Genomic DNA, 23208 nt, shown 5'->3' on the forward strand with positions numbered 1-23208 from the left:
AACGGCCTTTCAGATTAAATCTCTACCTGCGTCCCAAGCTCAATCACCCTATTCGGTGGGATCTCAAACTGGTCAGCAGCACGCAGCGCATTCCGACTGAGTGCGATAAATAACTTACCGCGCAGGAACAGGTACCACGGCCGCTTGGTAAGGATTAGCGACTCATGGGACATAAAGAATGAGGTTTCCATCATCTGGCATGGCAACCCCTCCAGGCCGCAGCGATGGAAGATTTCTTCCACATTCGGTGTTTCACGCCAACCATAACTGGCCACCACTCGCCAAAACGTCGGGGAGAGTTGTTCGATGGTTACCCGGTTCACATTGTGCACATACGGCGCATCTTCAGTCCGCAATGTCAGTAGCACAACCCGTTCATGCAACACCTTATTATGTTTAAGGTTATGCAACAGCGCGAAGGGAATAACATTCATTGCACGCGACATATACACAGCAGTACCCGTAACCCGCACCGGGGGGGATTTTTCCAATGAAGCAATCATCGCTTCCAGTGAATTACCGTGTTCATGCATTCGACGCAGCAAACCGAAACGTTCACTTTTCCAGGTAGTCATGATGATAAACATCACCAGCCCCAGAGACACTGGCAACCAACCACCTGAGAACAATTTCAACGCATTGGCAGAGAACATAGGGACATCGATAATCAGCAAAATCACCAGTAAGATGCCGACAAATACCCGATTCCAGTGCCAGTTTTTCAATGCCACGATGCAGAACAGAATACTGGTTATCACCATGGTACCGGTTACGGCGATACCGTACGCGGCCGCCAGGTTACTGGAACGTTCGAAGCCCACAATAACCAATACCACCGCCAGATAGAGAGTCCAGTTAATGACCGGGATATATATCTGGCCAGATTCCATTTCGGAGGTATGAATAATCCGCATTGGCGGTAAATAGCCTAAGCGAACCGCCTGTCGGGTGAGCGAGAAGACACCGGAAATAACCGCCTGCGAGGCAATAACGGTCGCCAGCGTCGCCAGAATTAACAGCGGAATCAATGCCCAATCAGGGGCTAATAAGAAGAAGGGGTTTTTGATGGCTTCAGGGTTTTTCAGCAATAACGCACCCTGACCAAAATAGTTCAGTACTAATGAGGGCAAAACCACGGTAAACCAAGCTAAACGAATAGGGAATTTACCAAAATGGCCCATATCTGCATATAAGGCTTCCACCCCGGTTATCGCCAATACGACGGCACCAAGCGCATAAAACGACACGGTTTTATATTCAGCAAAGAAACCTATCGCCCATTTAGGATTCAGCGCAACCAATACTTCTGGATTCGCAATAATACTGCGTAAACCAAGTAGTGCGATCGTCAGAAACCAGACCAGCATCACGGGAGCGAATAATTTACCGACACTGCCGGTACCGTGCTTTTGAATCACAAACAACAGAGTGAGTACCGCAATGGAGCAGGGAACAATATAAGGGTCTAATGCTGGGGCTGCTATTTCTAGCCCTTCAATGGCCGACATAACGGATATTGCCGGGGTGATGACCACCTCACCATAAAAGAAACTGCCGCCAATTAACCCGAGAATCACCAGTATTGAGGTGGCTCTGGAAGAGGTATTACGCCCAGCCAAAGACATTAACGTTAAAATCCCCCCTTCGCCGGCGTTATCGGCCCGCATGACATAGGTAAGATATTTAATCGAGACTATCAGGATAAGCATCCAGAAAATCAGCGATAAAAAGCCAAACACCACGTCCGGGCGGACATCAAAACCATAATGACCAGAAAAGCACTCTCTCAAGGTATAGAGCGGGCTGGTACCAATATCACCGTAAACTACCCCTATTGCTGCCAGGGTTACCGCCGATAAAGACTGTTTATGTTCTGTGCTCATAATTGATTTCTTTTTGCTAGAACATCCATAAGCTGATGCGTGCGTTTAAGAACCTTAATCCTCGGTTCTGTATTGTTTATACGCCCACCAAAAGGCGCACAGTATGCACGATTTCAATGGATTGCCTACTCTTAAATAGGCACCTAACAGAGCGAAAATTCATCAACTACAAATAACTGATGATATAAAAATTCTACGAATCAACGAACTATCTTATTAATAAAACCAGCGATCCCATGAAGAAAAGATGGTTTATTCCTTTTTATCAGGTAAAAATCAATCAACTAACGGAACATGTAGAACAATTATGGCGCAATCATCACAATTAGCAGAAAGAATCTCCCGCTTAAGCAGCGCCCTTGAAAGTGGTCTGTATGAAAGACAGGAAGCTATCCGCTTATGTTTGCTGGCCGCCCTCAGTGGCGAGAGTGTTTTTTTGCTCGGCCCACCGGGAATTGCCAAAAGCCTGATTGCCCGCCGCCTGAAATTTGCCTTCCGTAATGCCCGTGCATTTGAATATCTGATGACCCGTTTCTCAACACCGGAAGAGGTGTTTGGCCCCCTCTCGATTCAGGCATTGAAAGAGGAGGGACGCTATCAACGGATGACAGGCGGTTACCTGCCGGAGGCTGAAATCGTCTTTTTGGATGAGATTTGGAAAGCCGGCCCGGCAATTCTGAACACCTTACTGACAGCGATTAATGAACGGCGCTTTAGAAATGGTGATCGGGAAGACAGCATCCCTATGCGATTACTCGTTACTGCCTCTAACGAGCTGCCTGACGCTGATAGTAGCCTGGAAGCACTTTATGACCGCATGTTGATCCGCCTATGGCTGGATCGCGTACAAGAGAAGCAGAACTTCCGCTCACTACTGCTCAGCCGACAGAATGAAAATCATAATCCGGTGGCAGAAAATCTCAGTATCAGCGATGAAGAGTTCTATCAGTGGCAACCGTTGATCGACAAAATCACCTTACCGGATCACTGTTTTGAGCTTATTTTTCAGTTACGTCAACGGCTCAGTGCGCAAGAACAAGCGCCCTATGTCTCAGATAGACGTTGGAAAAAAGCGCTACGCCTGTTACAAGCCAGTGCTTTCTTTAGTGGCCGCAGTGAAGTGACACCCATCGACTTAATCTTGCTGAAAGATTGCCTGTGGCATGACCTCAGTTCGCTTAAGCTGCTGCAACAGCAGCTTGAACAGTTATTAACCGAGCAGGGATATCAACAGCAAAACCTGTTAATGAAACTACAACATGTTCAGGGTCAGTGGTTACAGCACCAACAACAGCAAAGTGACCATCAAGCGTTAACCATCGTCAAACAAAGCGGTATGTTCAGCCGCAAACCCCAATATGCTCTACCAGACGACCTGACAGACAGCACTTTGACGCTTTTGCTGCAAAAACCGCTCAGCCTGCATGATATTCAAGTTACCCATTTGCAAATAGAAAAAGATGCCCTCGCTCAATGGTTGAACAAAGGAGGGAGCTTGCGCGCTAAATTAAATGGTGTCGGTTATGCCCAATCCATTGATGCAGAAATTGATGATCAATTGCATATAACGATACTAGATATCAGCCGCCAACCCTCCACACTTTCCCAACCGGGTACGGCAACTGCCAGTGTTCCCCCGGAATTGCTGGTGGAATTAACCACAGTAGAACATAGTCTTGCCGAACAGCGGCGGCTATTCAGCCAACACCAGCCGTGTTTATTCACTCCCTCCTCATGGCTTGCCAAAGTCGAGGCCAGCTTGTTGCAGGTGGCAGAACAACTTAAACAGCAACAGCAAAAAATGCGCGGACACTGACAGATGCTCAGCCTGGCAACATTGGATATGCTGCTATCGATAAGTGAGGGTGAGCTTATCGAAGAGATGGTGATCGGGCTATTGGCGTCACCTCAATTAGCACTATTTTTCGAAAAATTCCCGCGAATTAAACGGGCGCTAATGAAAGATATTCCTGGTTGGAAGCAAAACTTACAGCAGCGTATCCGCGAGGCTAAAGCCCCAGATGCTCTGGCAAATGAGTTTTCCCTATACCAACAAAGCCTGTTGGAAAGTAGCCCACTATTTTATGCGCATCTGCCAGATATTGTGGCTCAGTTACAGCAATGGCAATCGCCCTTTGCTTCACAAGCCAATACATTGCTACAAACCGCTGATTTAGCCAGAAACCCTCAACCCGGCGATAGTTTACAAGCCTTATTTTTACAGCGTTGGCGTGTCAGCCTAACGCTACAAACCATCACCATTCATCACCAGTTACTTGAGCAAGAGCGGGAACAACTTCTGGCTGAACTCCAGCAGAGATTGGCGCTCAGTGGGGCATTAGAACCTGTACTGGCAACCAATGATGGGGCGGCAGGGCGGCTTTGGGATATGAGTCAGGGCCACTTACAGCGTGGCGATTATCAATTGCTACTGCAATACGGTGACTTTCTACAACAACAACCCGAATTACAACAACTGGCCGAGCAATTGGGTCGTAGCCGTTCAGCAAAGGCACAACCGACACCAGAGGCTCGCTACGAACCTTATACTGTCATGGTCCGCCAGCCCGATACGGTGCCAGAGGAGGTCAGTGGCATTCATCAAAGCAATGATATTTTGCGATTGCTCCCGACTGAACTGGTGATGTTAGGGATGAGCGAGCTGGAATTTGAGTTTTATCGCCGTTTACTGGAGCGCCGCTTACTCACTTACCGTTTGCAGGGTGACAACTGGCAGGAGAAAACCTTACAGCGCCCGGTCAGTCTTAAAAGCAATGATGAACACCCTCGCGGCCCTTTTATCGTCTGTGTCGATACCTCAGGCTCCATGGGCGGATTTAACGAACAATGTGCCAAAGCATTTTGTCTGGCTCTGCTTCGAATTGCACTGGCAGATAATCGCCGCTGTTACATCATGCTATTTGCCACTGAAATAATTCACTACGAGCTATCTGCTGCCAGTGGTATTGAGCAGGCGATTCGTTTTCTTGGCCAACATTTTCGCGGAGGTACCGATCTGGCTGCTTGCTTAGCCAGCACATTAAATAAAATGGAAGATAGAGAATGGTATGACGCAGATGCAGTGATCATTTCAGATTTTATCGCCCAACGTTTACCAGACGAATTAGTCAGAAAGATTAAAATCCAGCAACAAGCCCACCAGCACCGTTTTCATGCTGTTGCCATGTCTGCGTATGGTAAGCCCGGTATCATGCGAATTTTCGATCATATCTGGCGTTTTGATACTGGGCTAAAAAGCCGCTTGATGCGCCGCTGGAAGCGCTAGTTAAGCAGGCCGGCACCAACGTTTATCGACAACCCCAATATCGTCATATTAAAGATAAATGATAACACTGACTGCAAGAGCACTACGCGGCGGATATCTGACGTGCCGGTAGAGACATCGGCAGTTTGGCAAGCCACACCAATGGTAAATGAGAAATAAAGGAAATCCCAATAGGAAGGCGTGGTTATCTCTTTGGGGAAAAGTAACGGTAGAACCGTTTCTGATTTATCGCGGCGCATATAAAACAAATGTGCGTAATGCATAGTAAAAGCGGTGGATAATAATAACCATGAAACCAATAACGTCAGCCCTGTCAGGACCAAATGGAACGCCTTGGCAGAGCCAGAGAGCTGATTCGCCGTGCTCAATTCAAATAAAATAACCAGAATACTGGCCAGACACGCCATGCTGACAATACTCAACACCATGCTGGCACTTTCATCCTGCACCCGGGCTATTTTGCTGATTTTCGTCGAATCAGTGCGTAATAATTGCAACCATAAAAACAGTAAATAAAGCCAGGCGGAAACATTCCAACTCACCATTAGGCGCAGCAATACCGAGTAATGTGTTGGCAGCAGGAAATAAGTGACAACACCCGCGCCAAGCGAAAACAACAATCGTGGCCGAGCGTGTAAATAGTGCTTTATAGGATGAAAAAGGGCCATAACATCAACAACCTTGCATATAGTGATATTTAAAATATTTATATATCACTACAGCATAGATTAAAAACCCGCAATTATATTGGGAATCAATACCCAATATAATTGGTGTTGTAGGTAGGCAGCAAGCGAACAAACCCCGATGAGCTTACTCAAGTAAGTGATTCAGGTGAGTGCGCGCCGCTAACAACCCTACAACATCAAGTATGAAGGGGATTTACAGCAGGCCTGCAACCTTCTCGCTAATTTCTGGCCCCCATACACCACATTGAACCTGACCGATATGTTGCTGTTGCAGCAATAACATCACTAAACGAGACTGGCCGATACCGCCACCGATAGTTTGCGGCATTTCACCACTCAGCAGTGATTGGTGCCATTCCAGTTTCAGACGATCTTCATCAGAAGTCAGTGCCAATTGGCGTTTAAGTGCCTCAGCATCAACACGTATCCCCATGGATGAGATTTCAAACGCGTCTTCAAGAACAGGGTTCCAGACAATAATGTCACCGTTCAAGCCCGCAAAACCTTCAGCACTCGGCGACGTCCAGTCATCATAATCTGGCGCTCGCACATCATGAGATTTACCGTCAGCCAATTTACCACCGATACCAATCAGGAATACAGCTCCCAGCTCTTTAGCTATCGCACGTTCGCGGCCTTTAGCATCCAGGTCAGGGAAGCGAGCGCGCAGGCTTTCGCTGTGGATAAACTGAATATTCTCTGGCAGGAATGGTTTCACACCAAATTCAGCACTGATCGCCACTTCAGTTTCTTTAATAGCGGTATAAATCTTGTTAACAGTGGATTTCAGATAAGCCAGGTTGCGTTCACCATCGCCCATCACGCGTTCCCAATCCCACTGATCAACATACACAGAATGAATAGCACTTAGGCGATCTTCATCAGGGCGCAATGCTTTCATATGAGTATATATCCCTTGGTCAGCACCAAAATCAAAGCGACCCAAGGTTTTGCGTTTCCATTTAGCTAATGAATGAACGACTTCAAAAGTTGCATCCGGCAATGTCTTCACTTTTACCTGAACGGCTTTCTCTGAACCTGAAAGGTTATCTTGAGTACCATCACCCACACGACTCAGGATTGGTGCCTGTACTTCAATCAGACCCAGTTGTTGTTCTAATTGACGGGAAAAGAATGATTTTACGAAGCTGATTTGTTGTTGTTTTTGGATAAATTGTTTTTTCATTGCCGTTTTCTCGATTCGTTATTACTGATTATGCTAATTAGGTTATGCCACCTGGCTTGACATCGATTAAGCAACAGAATGAGGGTTAAATTCAATATCCAACAAACAATATTGCCTTTTCACTTTTAATCATTCATTTTTATGGGTCTTAAATTAACTAATCGTTAAAAAAAGTAGGCAAATATGGGTGAAATTTATCAAATCGATAATCTCGATCGCGGCATCCTGAACGCATTAATGGAAAATGCGCGCACACCTTATGCTGAATTGGCAAAAAATTTTGGCGTGAGTCCAGGAACTATCCATGTGCGAGTGGAGAAAATGCGCCAGGCAGGGATCATTACCGCGGCTTGTGTTCACGTTAATCCAAAAAAACTCGGGTATGACGTGTGTTGCTTTATCGGTATTATTTTGAAAAGTGCCAAAGACTACCCGTCGGCACTAAAAAAACTGGAAGGTTTAGAAGAAGTTGTAGAAGCCTATTACACCACCGGCCACTACAGCATTTTTATTAAAGTGATGTGTAAGTCAATAGATGCGCTCCAGCAGGTACTTATCAACAAGATCCAGACTATCGATGAGATCCAGTCAACGGAGACACTTATCTCCCTGCAAAACCCCATCATGCGTACCATTGTGCCTTGAGCACTAAATAACTATACCCACATTATCCACAGGTAGATCCCAGCTGATTCACAGCGTACAATACCGGCTCTTTACTTCGGTTGGGTTCTTTATGGCTGACATTACCTTGATCAGTGGCAGTACACTCGGCAGCGCTGAATATGTTGCTGAACATTTAGCTGAGAAATTAGAAGAAGCAGGTTTTTCTACAGAGACGCTGCATGGCCCTGAATTAGACGAGCTTACGCTTGAGGGTACGTGGCTAATAGTCACATCAACCCACGGTGCGGGTGATCTCCCAGATAACCTTCAACCATTATTAGAACAAATCGAACAACAGAAGCCTGATCTTTCTCAAGTGCACTTTGGTGCTGTTGGTTTGGGCAGTTCAGAATATGACACTTTCTGCGGTGCAGTGAGAGCATTGGATCAACAATTGATCGCACAAGGCGCCAAACGTTTGGGTGATATTTTAGAAATTGACGTCATCCAACATGAAATTCCCGAGGATCCGGCAGAGGTTTGGGTCAAAAATTGGATTAATTTGCTCTAATTTGATTAAAGATCACGCGAACGAATGTGGATAAGTATGCTTAAAAGCAGGGTAAAACCGGTACATATCCACATAACAACCTTGGTACTCCAAAGTGCCTGTGCATAACATGCCATTTAGATCCCAGCTTATACGCAATAGGATCACCGATCATTCACAGCAAACGATCTTCCTTAATACTATGATCTTACATGTGAATAATCACTTATCCACAGAGGATCATGATCCTAATAAGAGATCTAATAAAGAGATCTTTAAATAAAAAGATCTTCTTTTAATTAAGGGGGATCCTAAGCCGCTTGGTCGAAAGTCTAAACTTGAGTAGAATCCCCCACCCCAGGGCAAACACAGAAATTCGCATAACGGCGAGGTGCAGTACCATGTTTTATCCAGATCAATTTGACGTCATCATCATTGGTGGTGGCCATGCCGGCACGGAAGCTGCAATGGCAGCGGCACGCATGGGACGTCAGACCTTATTGCTGACGCACAACATCGACACACTGGGACAAATGTCTTGTAACCCAGCGATTGGCGGTATCGGTAAGGGACATTTGGTAAAAGAGATCGATGCTCTGGGTGGCCTGATGGCCATGGCGACTGACCGGGCGGGTATTCAGTTTAGGATACTAAACGCCAGCAAAGGGCCAGCGGTAAGAGCGACCCGAGCTCAGGCTGACCGTGTTCTGTATCGGCAGGCAATACGTACTGCATTGGAAAACCAGCCAAACCTGACTCTCTTTCAACAGCCAGTTGAAGATCTGATTGTTGAAAATGATCGCGTTGTGGGTGCAGTCACCCAAATGGGTCTTAAATTCCGGGCGAAAGCAGTGGTATTAACCGTTGGTACTTTCCTCGACGGAAAAATTCATATCGGTCTTCAGAACTACAGTGGTGGCCGTGCTGGTGATCCGCCATCCATCTCATTGTCACAGCGTTTGCGTGAATTACCACTGCGCGTTAATCGCCTTAAGACCGGTACTCCACCACGTATTGATGCGCGGACCATTGATTTTAGCCAATTGGCCCCTCAGTTCGGTGATACGCCTATTCCAGTATTCTCTTTCCTGGGTCATGCCGATCAACACCCTGAGCAGATGGCGTGCCACATTACGTATACCAATGAAAAAACGCATGAAGTGATCCGCAATAACTTGGATCGTAGCCCAATGTATGCCGGGATCATTGAAGGGATCGGGCCACGCTACTGTCCGTCGATCGAAGACAAAGTCATGCGTTTCGCTGATCGTAATTCACACCAGATCTTCCTTGAACCAGAAGGTCTGACCAGTAATGAGATCTATCCGAACGGTATTTCAACCAGCCTGCCTTTCGATGTACAGATGCAAATCGTCCGTTCAATGAAAGGGCTGGAAAATGCCCGGATCATTCGACCAGGTTATGCCATCGAATATGATTTCTTTGATCCACGTGATTTGAAACCTACCTTGGAAAGCAAATATATCCACGGTCTGTTCTTTGCTGGGCAAATCAATGGCACTACCGGCTATGAAGAAGCAGCGGCTCAAGGGCTGCTTGCAGGGCTTAATGCGGGCCGCTTCGCTAACGATGACGATGGATGGTCACCTCGCCGCGATGAAGCTTACCTTGGCGTGCTGGTGGACGATTTAAGCACCCTTGGCACCAAAGAACCGTATCGCATGTTTACCTCACGCGCAGAATATCGCTTGATGCTGCGCGAAGATAACGCGGACCTGCGCCTGACTGAGATGGGCCGTAAATTAGGGCTGGTTGACGATGCTCGTTGGGCACATTTCAGCAAGAAAATTGAACAAATTGAAAAAGAACGCCAACGTCTGCGTGATATCTGGGTACATCCACACTCAGAAAATGTTTCTGAGATCAATGCATTACTGAAATCGCCGTTGTCTAAAGAAGCCAATGGTGAAGAATTACTGCGTCGGCCTGAAATTGATTATCGTTTGCTGACAACCCTAACCTCTTTTGGCCCAGCATTAACAGATCCACAAGCTGCGGATCAGGTTGAAATTCAGGTTAAATATGAAGGGTATATCGCGCGTCAGCAGGAAGAAATTGAAAAACAACTGCGCAATGAGAATACTCTACTGCCGGCTGATCTGGATTATCGTCAGGTGTCTGGTTTATCGAACGAAGTCATCGCTAAACTGAACGATCACAAACCTAACTCAATCGGACAAGCCTCGCGTATTTCTGGCATTACCCCAGCAGCAATCTCTATTTTATTGGTTTGGCTGAAAAAACAGGGGTTGTTACGCCGTAGTGCCTAACAACCGACGTTTGCCTGCATTGCTAAGGGATAAGCAGTGCAGGTAAGTTCTTCTTTGCTTCAGGCCACAACTAACGGTTCAAACCACTGCCAAGCTAGATTATCATTCCTCATCCCGGCCCTTTTCATGCTGACTGAACGAGCTTAGTCAGAGGATATTGTTGTGTTAAAAAAATTAGATTCCCTGCTAAATGCCGCAGCTATTGTGTTACCTGAACAGCAAAAATTACAGTTGATAGGCTATGTAGAACTGCTGCATAAGTGGAACAAAGCTTACAATCTGACTTCTGTTCGTGACCCACAGCAAATGCTAGTGCGACATATTCTGGATAGTATTGTGGTTAACCCACATTTGCAGGGTGACCGGTTTATTGATGTGGGCACCGGCCCTGGGCTTCCTGGGATACCGCTGGCAATTGTACGGCCTACTGCGCACTTTACGTTGCTAGATAGCTTGGGTAAACGTGTACGCTTCTTGCGTCAGGTACAGCACGAACTGGGCTTAAATAATATTGAGCCAGTGCAAAGCCGAGTTGAGGACTTTGCCGCAAAACCGCCATTTGATGGTGTAATAAGCCGTGCATTTGCATCTCTACAAGATATGCTGTCTTGGTGTCATCATTTGCCAGCTAAGCCTGAAGGGCGCTTTTATGCGCTTAAAGGGGTGAGGCCGGACGATGAGTTAGCCGTACTGCCGGAGGGTATTAGCCTTGAATCGGTCGTGCGATTGCAGGTGCCAGAGTTGGAAGGTGAACGCCATCTGGTCATTCTTAAGTCAAACTAACTTTGCTATTTATCAAAAAAATGTAATAAATCCTTGGTGGATGGTAGGAAAATTATCGTATTTATTATTTTTAATATCGATAAGTATTTCTTCGCTTACTATCGTACCGGCAGATTATATTTTACGTGTTGTTTACAAAAACAGCGATAACAGATGGCATAACTATATTGAAAGCTGGCAAATAGTCACTTTAGTCATTACTTTAGCTGTGCCATCACTCTTTTTATGTAGACGAAGTGTTGCTTGATTATTATCTGAAATGTCAACGGGAAGTTTTTACTAAGTAGATAAGTTGTTCGATAATAGTTTAATTTTAACATTATGATTTATAAAACTTTTTAATGGCTCTTTTCGTTAAAGACAAACAGAAGCTTTATGGGATATAAATCAGTTTGTTTTAAGTTTTGTGATCAGTTGCACGCTTTATTGATAATGGTTGGAATCGTCAGACAATTAAATGGGGGCTTTATTCCGAGGCTTTTCTTGTGAAAATAGTCCGAAAGAAGAAAATTTAAATAATTGTTCACCTTTTCGCTACTTATCGATTGAATTCGTTTGAGTGGCCCGTATAATTTGCTCGTTTTTTGCTGCTTGACTCAATGGGGTAAAAGGCAGTTTTATACCTCACTCAGCATACCCTTAGTGTGGTTCGGAGAGAACAAACGTCATGCCTGTATCCCTTTACAGTGGGAAAATCGCACGAAAGCTGCTGTTTTTGCAGTTAATGACTTTTGTTGTTCTCAGTGCTGCTTTTGGCTTTAAAAGCCTGGAATGGAGTGCTTCTGCTCTGGCAGGAGGATTGGCGGCTTGGTTGCCCAGCGCCATGTTTATGTTGTTTGCTTGCCGCCATCAGGCAAAAACAGCAGCTCCAGGTCGTGTTGCGTGGTCGTTTGCCATTGGCGAAGGGTTAAAAGTTATCGTAACGATAATTTTGCTGATTGTGGCTTTGGGGCTGTTTAAAGCAGCGTTTGCGCCACTCGGTTTAACCTATTTGGCGGTGCTGATTGTGCAGATATTGGCACCGGCTGTGATTAGCGGCTACCGTACTTAACCGTTATCGTATTTAACTACAAAAAGGGTAAGAGGCATCATGTCTGCATCAGGAGAAATCTCTACTCCAAGGGACTACATAGGTCACCACCTGAATAACCTTCAGTTGGACCTGCGTACCTTTGAGTTGGTCAATCCCCACTCACCTGGCCCTGCAACGTTCTGGACGTTGAACATTGACTCTTTGTTCTTCTCTGTCGTGCTGGGGTTAGCTTTTCTGTTTGTGTTCCGCAAAGTTGCGGCAGGTGCCACCAGTGGCGTGCCTGGCAAATTGCAGACTGCTGTTGAGTTAATTATCGGTTTTGTCGATAACAGCGTGCGGGATATGTACCACGGCAAAAGTAAAGTCATAGCACCATTAGCCCTGACCGTGTTTGTTTGGGTTTTATTGATGAACATGATGGACTTACTGCCAATCGATTTACTGCCTTACATCGGTGAACATGTCTTTGGGTTACCTGCATTGCGCGTGGTACCTACTGCGGACGTGAGTATTACCTTGTCCATGGCATTGGGTGTCTTCATCCTGATTCTGTTCTATAGCATCAAAATGAAAGGTGTAGGCGGCTTCGTAAAAGAACTCACGATGCAGCCGTTCAATCACCCGATATTTATTCCAGTTAACTTAATTCTGGAAGGTGTCAGCCTGCTGTCCAAACCCGTTTCACTCGGTTTGCGACTGTTCGGCAACATGTATGCGGGTGAGTTGATCTTCATCCTTATTGCGGGTCTGTTGCCGTGGTGGTCACAGTGGATGCTCAGTTTACCTTGGGCTATCTTCCACATACTGATTATTACGTTACAAGCCTTTATCTTCATGGTTCTAACGATTGTCTATCTGTCGATGGCGTCCGAAGAGCACTGATTTTCTTATAACATTACTACGTTTAACTGAAATAACTGGAGACTGTCATGGAAAACCTGAATATGGATCTGCTGTACATGGCTGCCGCTATAATGATGGGTTTAGCGGCAATCGGTGCTGCGATCGGTATCGGCATCCTGGGTGGTAAATTTTTGGAAGGCGCTGCACGTCAGCCTGACCTGATTCCTCTGCTGCGTACACAGTTCTTTATCGTCATGGGTCTGGTTGACGCCATCCCTATGATCGCTGTTGGTCTGGGTCTGTACGTGATGTTTGCTGTCGCGTAAGTAGAGTTTTCTCTACCGTGAACTACACCAAACTATTAACTTTTAAAGAGGCATTGTGCTGTGAATCTTAACGCAACAATCCTCGGCCAGGCCATCGCGTTTGTCCTGTTTGTCCTGTTTTGTATGAAGTATATATGGCCGCCAATTATGGCTGCCATCGAGAAGCGTCAAAAAGAAATTGCTGACGGTCTCTCTTCTGCAGAGCGTGCCAAAAAAGATTTGGACTTAGCGCAAGCCAATGCGACCGACCAACTGAAGAAGGCTAAAGCAGAAGCACAGGTGATCATTGAGCAGGCAAGTAAACGCAAAGCTCAGATCCTTGATGAAGCTAAAACTGAAGCCGAACAGGAACGTAACAAAATCGTGGCGCAAGCGCAGGCAGAGATCGACGCCGAACGTAAGCGTGCTCGTGAAGAGTTGCGTAAGCAAGTCGCGATGTTGGCTATAGCTGGCGCCGAGAAGATCATCGAACGTTCCGTGGATGAAGCTGCTAACAGCGACATCGTTGATAAACTGGTCGCTGAACTGTAAGGAGGGAGGGGCTGATGTCTGAATTTGTAACTGTAGCTCGCCCCTACGCCAAAGCAGCTTTTGACTTTGCTGTTGAGCACCAGGCGGTTGATCGTTGGCAGGATATGCTAGCGTTTACTGCCCAAGTGACGCGCAATGAACAGATCGCTGAATTGCTTTCCGGTGCTGTAGCACCTGAAACAATGTCTAAGACGTTTATTGCAGTCTGTGGTGATCAGCTCGATGAACCCGCACAGAACTTCATTCGAGTTATGGCGGAGAATGGCCGTTTACTGGTTCTTCCTGAGGTGCTACAGCAGTTTATTCAACTGCGTGCCTCGCTGGAGTCGACCGTCGACGTCGAAGTGAGCTCTGCGAGCCCACTGAAAGACGAACAGCTAGCTAAAATTGCTGCTGCGATGGAAAAACGTCTATCACGCAAAGTTAAGCTGAATTGCAAAATCGATAAGTCCGTAATGGCCGGCGTAGTAATACGTGCAGGCGATATGGTGATAGATGGCAGCGTTCGCGGTCGTCTAGAACGCCTGGCGGACGTCTTGCAGTCTTAAGGGGACTGGAGCATATGCAACTGAATTCCACCGAAATCAGCGAACTGATCAAGCAGCGCATTGCTCAGTTCAATGTGGTGAGCGAAGCTCACAATGAAGGTACTATTGTTTCCGTTAGTGACGGGATCATTCGCGTACACGGCTTAGCCGATGTTATGCAGGGCGAGATGATCGCACTGCCAGGCAACCGTTACGCAATCGCACTGAACCTGGAGCGCGACTCCGTAGGTGCTGTAGTTATGGGTCCGTACGCCGATCTTGCCGAAGGCATGAAGGTTAAATGTACTGGCCGTATCCTGGAAGTTCCCGTCGGTCGTGGCCTGTTGGGTCGCGTCGTCAATACTCTGGGTGAACCTATTGATGGTAAAGGTCCGGTAGAAAACGACGGCTTCTCAGCTGTTGAAGCTATCGCACCTGGCGTTATCGAACGTCAATCCGTTGATGAGCCTGTTCAGACGGGCTATAAGTCAGTGGATGCCATGATCCCAATTGGTCGTGGCCAGCGTGAATTGATCATCGGTGACCGTCAGACAGGTAAAACTGCTTTGGCGATTGATGCGATCATCAACCAACGCGATTCCGGCATCAAATGTGTGTATGTTGCTATCGGCCAGAAAGCCTCTACTGTTGCTAACGTAGTGCGTAAACTGGAAGAGCATGGCGCTTTGGCTAATACCATTGTGGTTGTAGCTACCGCCTCAGAATCTGCAGCATTGCAGTACCTGGCACCTTACTCCGGTTGTGCTATGGGTGAATATTTCCGCGACCGCGGTGAAGATGCGCTGATTATTTATGATGACCTGTCTAAACAGGCTGTTGCATATCGTCAAATCTCCTTGCTGCTCCGTCGTCCACCAGGTCGTGAAGCTTACCCTGGCGACGTATTCTACCTCCACTCCCGTTTGCTGGAGCGTGCTGCGCGTGTTAACGCCGACTACGTTGAAGCCTTTACCAAGGGTGAAGTGAAAGGTAAAACCGGTTCTTTGACCGCATTGCCAATCATTGAAACTCAAGCAGGGGACGTTTCCGCGTTCGTTCCGACTAACGTAATTTCGATTACCGATGGTCAGATCTTCCTGGAATCCAGCCTGTTTAACGCCGGTATTCGTCCTGCGGTTAACCCAGGTATCTCCGTATCTCGTGTGGGTGGTGCAGCGCAAACCAAGATCATGAAAAAACTGTCCGGTGGTATTCGTACTGCTCTGGCACAGTATCGTGAACTTGCTGCGTTCTCCCAGTTCGCATCCGATTTGGATGATGCAACACGTAAACAGCTGAGCCACGGTCAGAAAGTGACCGAGCTTCTGAAACAGAAACAATACGCACCGATGTCTGTTGCGCAGCAATCTCTGGTTCTGTTCGCAGCTGAACGTGGTTATCTGGGTGATGTTGAGTTGGCGAAGGTAGGTAGCTTTGAAGCTGCGCTGTTAGCGTTTGCTGACCGTGAGCATGCCGAGCTTCTGCAACAAATCAACCAAACTGGCGCGTATAACGATGAGATCGAGGGCAAGCTGAAAGGCATCCTTGATACATTTAAGGCAACCCAGTCCTGGTAACGCTATGCGGCCTTGCTTTTCATTAGAAAAGCAGGCCGTCTGGTAATGAGGAGAAGCAGAAATGGCCGGCGCAAAAGAGATACGTTCCAAGATCGCCAGCGTGCAAAACACGCAAAAGATCACCAAAGCCATGGAGATGGTTGCCGCCTCCAAAATGCGTAAATCGCAGGAACGCATGGCGGCCAGCCGTCCTTATGCAGAAACTATGCGTAGTGTGATTGGTCACCTTGCGTTAGGTAATCTGGAATATAAACATCCGTACCTGGAAGAGCGTGACGTTAAGCGCGTTGGGTATCTGGTGGTTTCTACAGACCGTGGCTTGTGCGGTGGTTTGAACATTAACCTGTTCAAAAGACTGTTGGCTGAGATGAAAGGTTGGTCTGAAAAAGGCGTTGAATGTGATTTAGCGCTGATTGGATCAAAAGCAGCTTCTTTCTTTGGTTCCGTGGGTGGCAAGATTGTCGCTCAGGTTACTGGCATGGGGGATAACCCTTCCTTGTCAGAGCTTATCGGGCCAGTCAAAGTGATGTTGCAAGCCTATGATGAAGGTCGTCTGGATAAGCTGTATATCGTTAATAACAAGTTTATCAATACGATGTCTCAGGAACCACGGATCATGCAGCTACTACCGCTTCCGCCTGCGGAAGATGGTGAGCTGAAGAAGAAATCCTGGGATTACCTGTATGAACCCGATCCTAAAGCATTGCTGGATACCCTCCTGCGTCGCTATGTGGAATCGCAAGTTTATCAGGGCGTCGTTGAAAACCTGGCCAGCGAGCAGGCCGCGCGAATGGTAGCGATGAAAGCCGCCACCGATAACGGCGGTAGTCTGATCAAAGAGCTGCAGTTGGTTTACAACAAGGCTCGTCAGGCCAGCATCACTCAGGAACTCACCGAGATCGTCGGGGGAGCCTCCGCGGTTTAACCAGGTTATTACCCTAAATAGTTCAGATTGCGAAACGGCGGCAACTGAGCAAATCCCCTGGCGCTTGCTAATAAAGTAAGCAACTGGGGTGAGAAAAAGCAGCCAACGCCCCAGCAATTTGAAATATGACGGGTAAACGTATTACGTAGAGGATTCAAGATGGCTACTGGAAAGATTATCCAGGTAATCGGCGCCGTAGTGGACGTCGAATTCCCCCAAGACGCTGTACCAAAAGTGTACAACGCCCTTGAGGTTGAAGGCACTGCTGAGAAGCTGGTGCTGGAAGTTCAGCAACAGCTAGGCGGTGGTGTTGTTCGTTGTATCGCAATGGGCTCTTCCGATGGTCTGAGCCGCGGGTTGAAAGTCATCAACCTGGAACACCCAATTGAAGTGCCGGTTGGTAAATCAACTCTGGGCCGTATCATGAACGTATTGGGTGACCCAATCGACATGAAAGGTCCGATCGGTGAAGAAGAGCGTTGGGCAATCCACCGTGAAGCGCCTTCTTACGAAGAGCTTGCCAGCTCACAAGATTTGTTAGAAACCGGTATCAAAGTAATGGACTTGATTTGCCCGTTCGCTAAGGGCGGTAAAGTGGGTCTGTTTGGTGGTGCGGGTGTTGGTAAAACAGTAAACATGATGGAGCTTATTCGTAACATCGCGATCGAGCACTCAGGTTATTCTGTATTTGCCGGTGTGGGTGAGCGTACTCGTGAGGGTAACGACTTTTACCACGAGATGACGGACTCCAACGTTCTGGACAAAGTATCCTTGGTGTATGGCCAGATGAATGAGCCACCAGGTAACCGTCTGCGCGTTGCTCTGACCGGCCTGACCATGGCGGAGAAATTCCGTGATGAAGGTCGTGACGTACTGTTGTTCATCGATAACATCTATCGCTATACCTTGGCCGGTACGGAAGTATCCGCACTGCTGGGTCGTATGCCATCTGCGGTAGGCTACCAGCCAACGCTGGCAGAAGAGATGGGTGTGTTGCAGGAACGTATTACGTCCACCAAGACGGGTTCAATCACTTCTGTTCAGGCCGTTTACGTGCCTGCCGATGACTTGACTGACCCATCACCAGCAACCACCTTTGCTCACTTGGATGCAACCGTCGTTTTGAGTCGTCAAATCGCCTCTTTGGGTATTTACCCTGCGGTTGACCCACTTGACTCCACCAGCCGTCAGCTTGATCCGCTGGTTGTTGGTCAGGAGCACTACGATGTAGCGCGTGGCGTGCAGTCTATTCTGCAACGTTACCAGGAGCTGAAAGACATCATCGCAATCTTGGGTATGGACGAGTTGTCAGAAGATGACAAACTGGTTGTATCCCGTGCGCGTAAAATTCAGCGCTTCCTGTCTCAACCGTTCTTCGTGGCAGAAGTCTTTACCGGTTCACCGGGCAAGTTCGTTTCGCTGAAAGATACCATTCGTGGTTTCAAAGGCATCATGAACGGCGACTATGACCACTTGCCGGAGCAGGCGTTCTACATGGTTGGCACCATTGAAGAAGCAGTGGAAAAAGCCAAGAAACTGTAACGCTGTTGACTGGAGGGTGACATGGCTGCAATGACTTACCATCTGGATGTTGTGAGCGCAGAGAAGAAGATGTTTTCTGGCGTGGTACAAAAAATTCAGGTGACGGGTAGTGAAGGCGAACTTGGGATTTTCCCGGGTCACGCCCCACTGCTCACTGCCATTAAGCCTGGCATGATACGTATCGTGAAGCAGTTCGGTGAGGAAGAGTTTATTTATCTTTCTGGCGGCATCCTTGAGGTGCAACCGAGCGTTGTGATCGTATTGGCTGACACAGCTATTCGCGGAACTGATCTGGACGAAGCTAAGGCGCTGGAATCTAAGCGTAAAGCCGAAGATCATATCAACAACTCCCACGGCGACGTCGACTATGCTCAGGCATCCGCTGAATTGGCGAAGGCGATTGCGAAATTACGCGTAATCGAACTGACCAGGAAGGCGATGTAATTTTATAGTGATGGGTTGCGTTGACTCGTTGATTTATAAAATTACTATATATACTCAGGTCATTGGGGTTGCAGGTAGGTAGCAAGCTAACGCCACTGCAACTTCCAGTACGAAGGTATAAATAAAAAATAGAATGCCAGTCAGTAAATCTGATTGGCATTTTTTTTACCTATACACCAGATAACACCGATACTCGCCTTTTGTTTATATCCCTTAATCCGCTTTCCTACTATTTAGTTAAGCCTCAGCTAAACTCAAAGCGTTTCTTTCTGAAAACTCTTGTTTCTTGTCGTAAAATAAGTGGTTAATAGCGTGAATATGTACATGTGTTTTGACAAAAACAGCACGGGAAGCGTCGCTGATCGCAGACACTTTTCGCCCCATTTTTTCGTTACATGACGAGTAGCAACAACCCTTTAACCATGCGGGTTGAGTACGTTTTTCGTTGAGAAATATGTAGTAATTATTTCGCTAAACAGGTTTACTTCCGTCTATTAAATTGGAGTTATCAGGTTGCTTATGTCTAACAGCTCAATGAGTGTAGTCATCCTTGCCGCAGGTAAGGGAACACGCATGTATTCCGACCTTCCTAAGGTGTTACACCCATTGGCAGGTAAGCCGATGGTTCAGCATGTTATTGATGCGGCCATGAAGCTGGGTGCAAAAAACGTTCATCTGGTTTATGGGCACGGCGGCGATCTGCTGAAAAAGACGCTATCAGATCCCTCTTTGAACTGGGTATTACAAGCAGAACAGTTGGGTACCGGGCACGCGATGCAACAAGCCGCACCGCACTTTGCTGACGATGAAGATGTGCTGATGCTATACGGCGATGTGCCGTTGATCTCTGTGGATACCTTACAGCGACTGCTGGCGGCGAAGCCACAAGGCGGCATTGGCTTGTTGACCGTGAAGCTGGATAACCCAAGTGGTTATGGCCGTATCGTGCGTGAGAATGGCGACGTGGTGGGGATTGTTGAGCATAAAGATGCCAGTGATGTACAGCGCGAAATTAATGAAATCAACACCGGAATACTGGTTGCTAATGGGCGTGATCTAAAGCGCTGGCTATCACTGCTGGATAACAATAATGCTCAAGGTGAGTTTTATATCACCGATATTATTGCATTGGCACATGCTGATGGTAAGAAGGTTGCTGCGGTTCACCCCGCTCGGTTGAGTGAGGTTGAAGGGGTTAATAACCGCCTGCAACTCGCTGCTCTAGAGCGTGTATACCAGTCTGAGCAGGCTGAGAAACTGTTATTGGCCGGTGTAATGTTACTGGATCCCGCGCGCTTTGATTTGCGCGGAGAATTAACACATGGTCGTGATATTACTATCGATACCAATGTCATCATTGAAGGTCATGTGACTTTAGGTGATCGGGTTCGTATTGGTAGCGGATGCGTACTGAAAAATTGTGTGATCGGTGATGATTCTGACATTAGCCCATACAGCGTATTAGAAAACTCACGCCTGGATGCTGGCTGCTCTGTTGGGCCATTTGCCCGCCTGCGCCCAGGTGCTGAATTAGCTGAAGGCGCACATGTTGGTAACTTCGTTGAAATCAAAAATACCCGCTTGGGTAAAGGCTCGAAAGCGGGTCATCTTTCCTATTTGGGCGATGCCGAGATTGGTTCGGGCGTAAATATTGGCGCAGGAACCATAACTTGCAACTATGATGGAGCTAATAAGTTTAAAACTATTATTGGCGATGATGTGTTTGTTGGGTCCGATACTCAATTGGTCGCGCCGGTCACTGTTGCAAAGGGTGCCACTATCGCTGCGGGAACTACCGTAACTCGCGATATTGCGGAAAATGAGTTAGTGCTTAGCCGTGTTAAACAAGTCCATGTTCAGGGCTGGCAGCGTCCGGTGAAGAAAAAATAAGCTATACCCGTTATATTTCAAGCTGCATGTGCGTTGGCTGCGTTCAATCACCCCAGTTACTTACTGGTCGTTGACCTTAAAATAAGTAAGCTTCTGGGGATTATGAGCCTCATTAGAGGTTCACCCTACGGGCCAGCGTAGGCGCTGTTCAAATTGGTTTACAACCAATTTGTTGCTCAATTGCTGCCTTCCTGCAACTCGAATTATTTAGGTTATATTAAAACAGCCCCTTCAATATCGTTTATTCTTTGAAGGGATGTTTTGCCCTGTGTTTTTGGTTTATCTATTGATGCTGAAAACACAGAGCAAAACATAATAATCCCCAACTCTACAGGCTCGGGGAACCCGGAAAATCCGGAAAATCAGGTCACTGACATCGACAAGGTTCTAAAAGAACCTTACATAGGAATAAAATAGATGTGTGGAATTGTTGGCGCAGTAGCGCAACGTGATATCGCTGAGATTCTGATCGAAGGTTTACGTCGTCTTGAATACCGTGGCTATGACTCTGCTGGTTTAGCAGTGGTTGACGCTGAAGGTAATATGACGCGTTTACGTCGGGTGGGTAAAGTACAGGCGCTGTCTGATGCTGCCGAAAATCAGGCTTTACATGGTGGCACCGGGATTGCACATACCCGTTGGGCTACCCATGGTGAGCCATCGGAAGCCAATGCGCACCCTCATGTTTCTGACTATATCTCTGTGGTACACAACGGCATTATTGAGAATCACGAACCTTTACGTGAATTACTGATTGGTCGTGGCTACCGTTTCAGTTCTGAAACAGATACTGAAGTTATTGCTCACTTGGTGCACTGGGAGCTACAGCAAGGTGGATCTTTGCTGGAAGTGGTTAAGCGTGTTATCCCGCAATTACGTGGCGCTTACGGCACTGTCGTTATGGATAGTCGTGACCCAAGTCGTTTGGTGGCTGCGCGTTCCGGTAGCCCATTAGTGATTGGTTGTGGTGTAGGTGAAAACTTTATTGCCTCTGACCAACTGGCGTTATTACCCGTGACTCGCCGCTTCATCTTCCTGGAAGAAGGTGATGTGGTTGAAGTAACTCGCCGTAGCATCGCAATTTTTGATAAACAGGGTAATGCTATTGAGCGCCCTGAAATTGAATCTCAGGTGCAGTACGATGCCGGTGATAAAGGTGTTTACCGCCATTACATGCAGAAAGAGATTTATGAACAGCCAATGGCGATTAAAAATACGCTGGAAGGCCGTTTAAATCATGGTGTAATTGATTTGTCTGAACTTGGCCCTAAAGCGGATGCATTATTGGCAAATGTTCAACATATTCAAATTATTGCCTGTGGTACCTCTTATAACTCAGGCATGGTTTCGCGTTATTGGTTTGAATCATTAGCCGGTGTGCCTTGTGACGTAGAGATTGCGTCTGAGTTCCGTTACCGCAAATCCGCTGTGCGCCCAAACAGCCTGTTGATCACCTTGTCACAATCAGGTGAAACTGCCGATACCTTAGCTGCTCTGCGCTTATCAAAAGAGTTGGGGTATTTGGGGTCGCTGGCTATTTGTAACGTCGCTGGCTCATCGCTGGTGCGTGAATCAGATTTAGCGTTAATGACCAAAGCCGGTACTGAGATTGGCGTAGCATCAACGAAAGCCTTTACCACTCAGTTGACAGTATTACTGATGCTGGTGGGGCGTATTGGCAAGCTGAAGGGCGCTGATGCCAGTCTGGAGCAGAATATTGTTCATGCGTTACAGGCTCTACCTGCTCGTATTGAACAGATGTTGTCTCTGGATAAAACCATTGAAGCGCTGGCTGAAGGTTTCTCTGATAAACACAATGCCTTGTTCCTTGGTCGCGGTGATCAATACCCGATTGCGATGGAAGGCGCGCTGAAACTTAAAGAGATCTCTTATATTCACGCTGAAGCTTATGCTGCGGGTGAGTTGAAGCACGGCCCATTGGCATTGATTGATGCTGATATGCCGGTCATCGTGGTTGCGCCAAATAATGAATTGTTGGAAAAACTGAAATCCAACATTGAAGAAGTGCGTGCCCGTGGCGGTTTGCTGTATGTGTTTGCTGATCAAGATGCCGGTTTCACTGACAGTGAAGGGATGAAAATCATTCAGTTACCACATGTAGAAGAGATTATCGCGCCTATCTTCTATACCGTGCCACTACAGTTACTCTCTTACCATGTCGCGCTAATTAAAGGCACCGACGTGGATCAGCCACGTAACTTGGCAAAATCAGTCACGGTTGAATAAGCTGCGATAGATATAGCACAAAATATTGTGGGCGGATGAAATAGCCGTT

Annotated in this window: 20 protein-coding genes; 17 read left to right on the forward strand and 3 right to left on the reverse strand. The window is 47.1% G+C overall.

The features are described from left to right. Positions 1-14 precede the first annotated feature (14 nt). A complete protein-coding gene (gene kup / locus Q2T71_RS18800; RefSeq protein WP_372560171.1) occupies positions 15-1883 on the reverse strand; it encodes a low affinity potassium transporter Kup in 1869 nt (622 codons plus the stop codon). Positions 1884-2190: 307 nt separating this feature from the next. Between kup and ravA the strand changes: the two genes are divergently transcribed. Continuing rightward, complete coding sequence (ravA, locus tag Q2T71_RS18805; RefSeq protein ID WP_372560172.1) at positions 2191-3699, forward strand: ATPase RavA; 1509 nt, start codon at positions 2191-2193, stop codon at positions 3697-3699. A gap of 3 nt (positions 3700-3702) precedes the next feature. After that, the gene (gene viaA, locus Q2T71_RS18810) at positions 3703-5169 is read left to right on the forward strand and encodes an ATPase RavA stimulator ViaA (protein ID WP_372560173.1); all 1467 of its coding nucleotides are present in this window, start codon (positions 3703-3705) and stop codon (positions 5167-5169) included. Here viaA and Q2T71_RS18815 read toward each other — a convergent pair. Together Q2T71_RS18815 and asnA are read right to left on the reverse strand one after the other, a co-directional pair. Beyond that, positions 5166-5837: a DUF1345 domain-containing protein gene (locus tag Q2T71_RS18815; RefSeq protein ID WP_372560174.1), complete on the reverse strand. Its 672-nt coding sequence runs from the start codon at positions 5835-5837 to the stop codon at positions 5166-5168. The two genes, viaA and Q2T71_RS18815, sit on opposite strands and share 4 nt — an antisense overlap. 214 nt (positions 5838-6051) lie before the next feature. Beyond that, positions 6052-7044: an aspartate--ammonia ligase gene (gene asnA, locus Q2T71_RS18820; RefSeq protein ID WP_372560175.1), complete on the reverse strand. Its 993-nt coding sequence runs from the start codon at positions 7042-7044 to the stop codon at positions 6052-6054. 183 nt (positions 7045-7227) lie between these two features. On the opposite strand from asnA, the gene asnC reads away from it, so the two are divergent. The 15 genes from asnC to glmS all read left to right on the forward strand — a co-directional run bounded on the left by asnC (position 7228) and on the right by glmS (position 23159). After that, a complete protein-coding gene (asnC, locus tag Q2T71_RS18825; RefSeq protein WP_083161588.1) occupies positions 7228-7689 on the forward strand; it encodes a transcriptional regulator AsnC in 462 nt (153 codons plus the stop codon). Positions 7690-7780: 91 nt separating this feature from the next. Continuing rightward, a complete protein-coding gene (mioC, locus tag Q2T71_RS18830) occupies positions 7781-8221 on the forward strand; it encodes an FMN-binding protein MioC (protein WP_005192870.1) in 441 nt (146 codons plus the stop codon). A 380-nt stretch (positions 8222-8601) separates the two neighbouring features. After that, positions 8602-10491, forward strand: coding sequence for a tRNA uridine-5-carboxymethylaminomethyl(34) synthesis enzyme MnmG (gene mnmG / locus Q2T71_RS18835; protein WP_372560176.1), 1890 nt, complete (start codon positions 8602-8604; stop codon positions 10489-10491). Between the two features lie 162 nt (positions 10492-10653). After that, positions 10654-11274 (forward strand): 16S rRNA (guanine(527)-N(7))-methyltransferase RsmG, encoded by a 621-nt coding sequence (gene rsmG / locus Q2T71_RS18840; protein WP_083161586.1) that lies wholly within the window; start codon positions 10654-10656, stop codon positions 11272-11274. 667 nt (positions 11275-11941) lie between these two features. Continuing rightward, complete coding sequence (atpI, locus tag Q2T71_RS18845) at positions 11942-12325, forward strand: F0F1 ATP synthase subunit I (RefSeq protein ID WP_032907978.1); 384 nt, start codon at positions 11942-11944, stop codon at positions 12323-12325. A 39-nt stretch (positions 12326-12364) separates the two neighbouring features. Then, entirely contained in the window at positions 12365-13189 is an 825-nt protein-coding gene (gene atpB / locus Q2T71_RS18850; RefSeq protein ID WP_005161179.1) for a F0F1 ATP synthase subunit A, read from the forward strand. A gap of 47 nt (positions 13190-13236) precedes the next feature. Further along, positions 13237-13476, forward strand: a complete 240-nt coding sequence (gene atpE / locus Q2T71_RS18855) for a F0F1 ATP synthase subunit C (RefSeq protein WP_004393045.1) — start codon at positions 13237-13239, stop codon at positions 13474-13476. A 60-nt stretch (positions 13477-13536) separates the two neighbouring features. Next, entirely contained in the window at positions 13537-14007 is a 471-nt protein-coding gene (atpF, locus tag Q2T71_RS18860; RefSeq protein ID WP_005186686.1) for a F0F1 ATP synthase subunit B, read from the forward strand. 14 nt (positions 14008-14021) lie between these two features. Then, entirely contained in the window at positions 14022-14555 is a 534-nt protein-coding gene (gene atpH, locus Q2T71_RS18865) for a F0F1 ATP synthase subunit delta (protein ID WP_372560177.1), read from the forward strand. Between the two features lie 14 nt (positions 14556-14569). Continuing rightward, on the forward strand, positions 14570-16111 hold the full coding sequence (gene atpA / locus Q2T71_RS18870) for a F0F1 ATP synthase subunit alpha (RefSeq protein ID WP_004703877.1): 1542 nt from the start codon (positions 14570-14572) through the stop codon (positions 16109-16111). A 61-nt stretch (positions 16112-16172) separates the two neighbouring features. Next, positions 16173-17036 carry a F0F1 ATP synthase subunit gamma gene (gene atpG, locus Q2T71_RS18875; RefSeq protein ID WP_002220756.1) on the forward strand — a complete coding sequence of 288 codons (864 nt, stop codon included), beginning with the start codon at positions 16173-16175 and terminating at the stop codon, positions 17034-17036. 159 nt (positions 17037-17195) lie between these two features. Continuing rightward, entirely contained in the window at positions 17196-18578 is a 1383-nt protein-coding gene (gene atpD, locus Q2T71_RS18880; RefSeq protein ID WP_083161584.1) for a F0F1 ATP synthase subunit beta, read from the forward strand. Between the two features lie 21 nt (positions 18579-18599). After that, positions 18600-19022, forward strand: a complete 423-nt coding sequence (locus Q2T71_RS18885; protein WP_004393020.1) for a F0F1 ATP synthase subunit epsilon — start codon at positions 18600-18602, stop codon at positions 19020-19022. Positions 19023-19541: 519 nt separating this feature from the next. Further along, entirely contained in the window at positions 19542-20912 is a 1371-nt protein-coding gene (gene glmU / locus Q2T71_RS18890; RefSeq protein ID WP_372560178.1) for a bifunctional UDP-N-acetylglucosamine diphosphorylase/glucosamine-1-phosphate N-acetyltransferase GlmU, read from the forward strand. Positions 20913-21329: 417 nt separating this feature from the next. After that, the gene (glmS, locus tag Q2T71_RS18895) at positions 21330-23159 is read left to right on the forward strand and encodes a glutamine--fructose-6-phosphate transaminase (isomerizing) (RefSeq protein ID WP_083161582.1); all 1830 of its coding nucleotides are present in this window, start codon (positions 21330-21332) and stop codon (positions 23157-23159) included. The last annotated feature ends 49 nt before the right edge of the window (positions 23160-23208 follow it).

Origin of the sequence: Yersinia sp. 1652 StPb PI (assembly GCF_041538345.1) — a bacterium.
Lineage (GTDB): Bacteria > Pseudomonadota > Gammaproteobacteria > Enterobacterales > Enterobacteriaceae > Yersinia > Yersinia enterocolitica_E.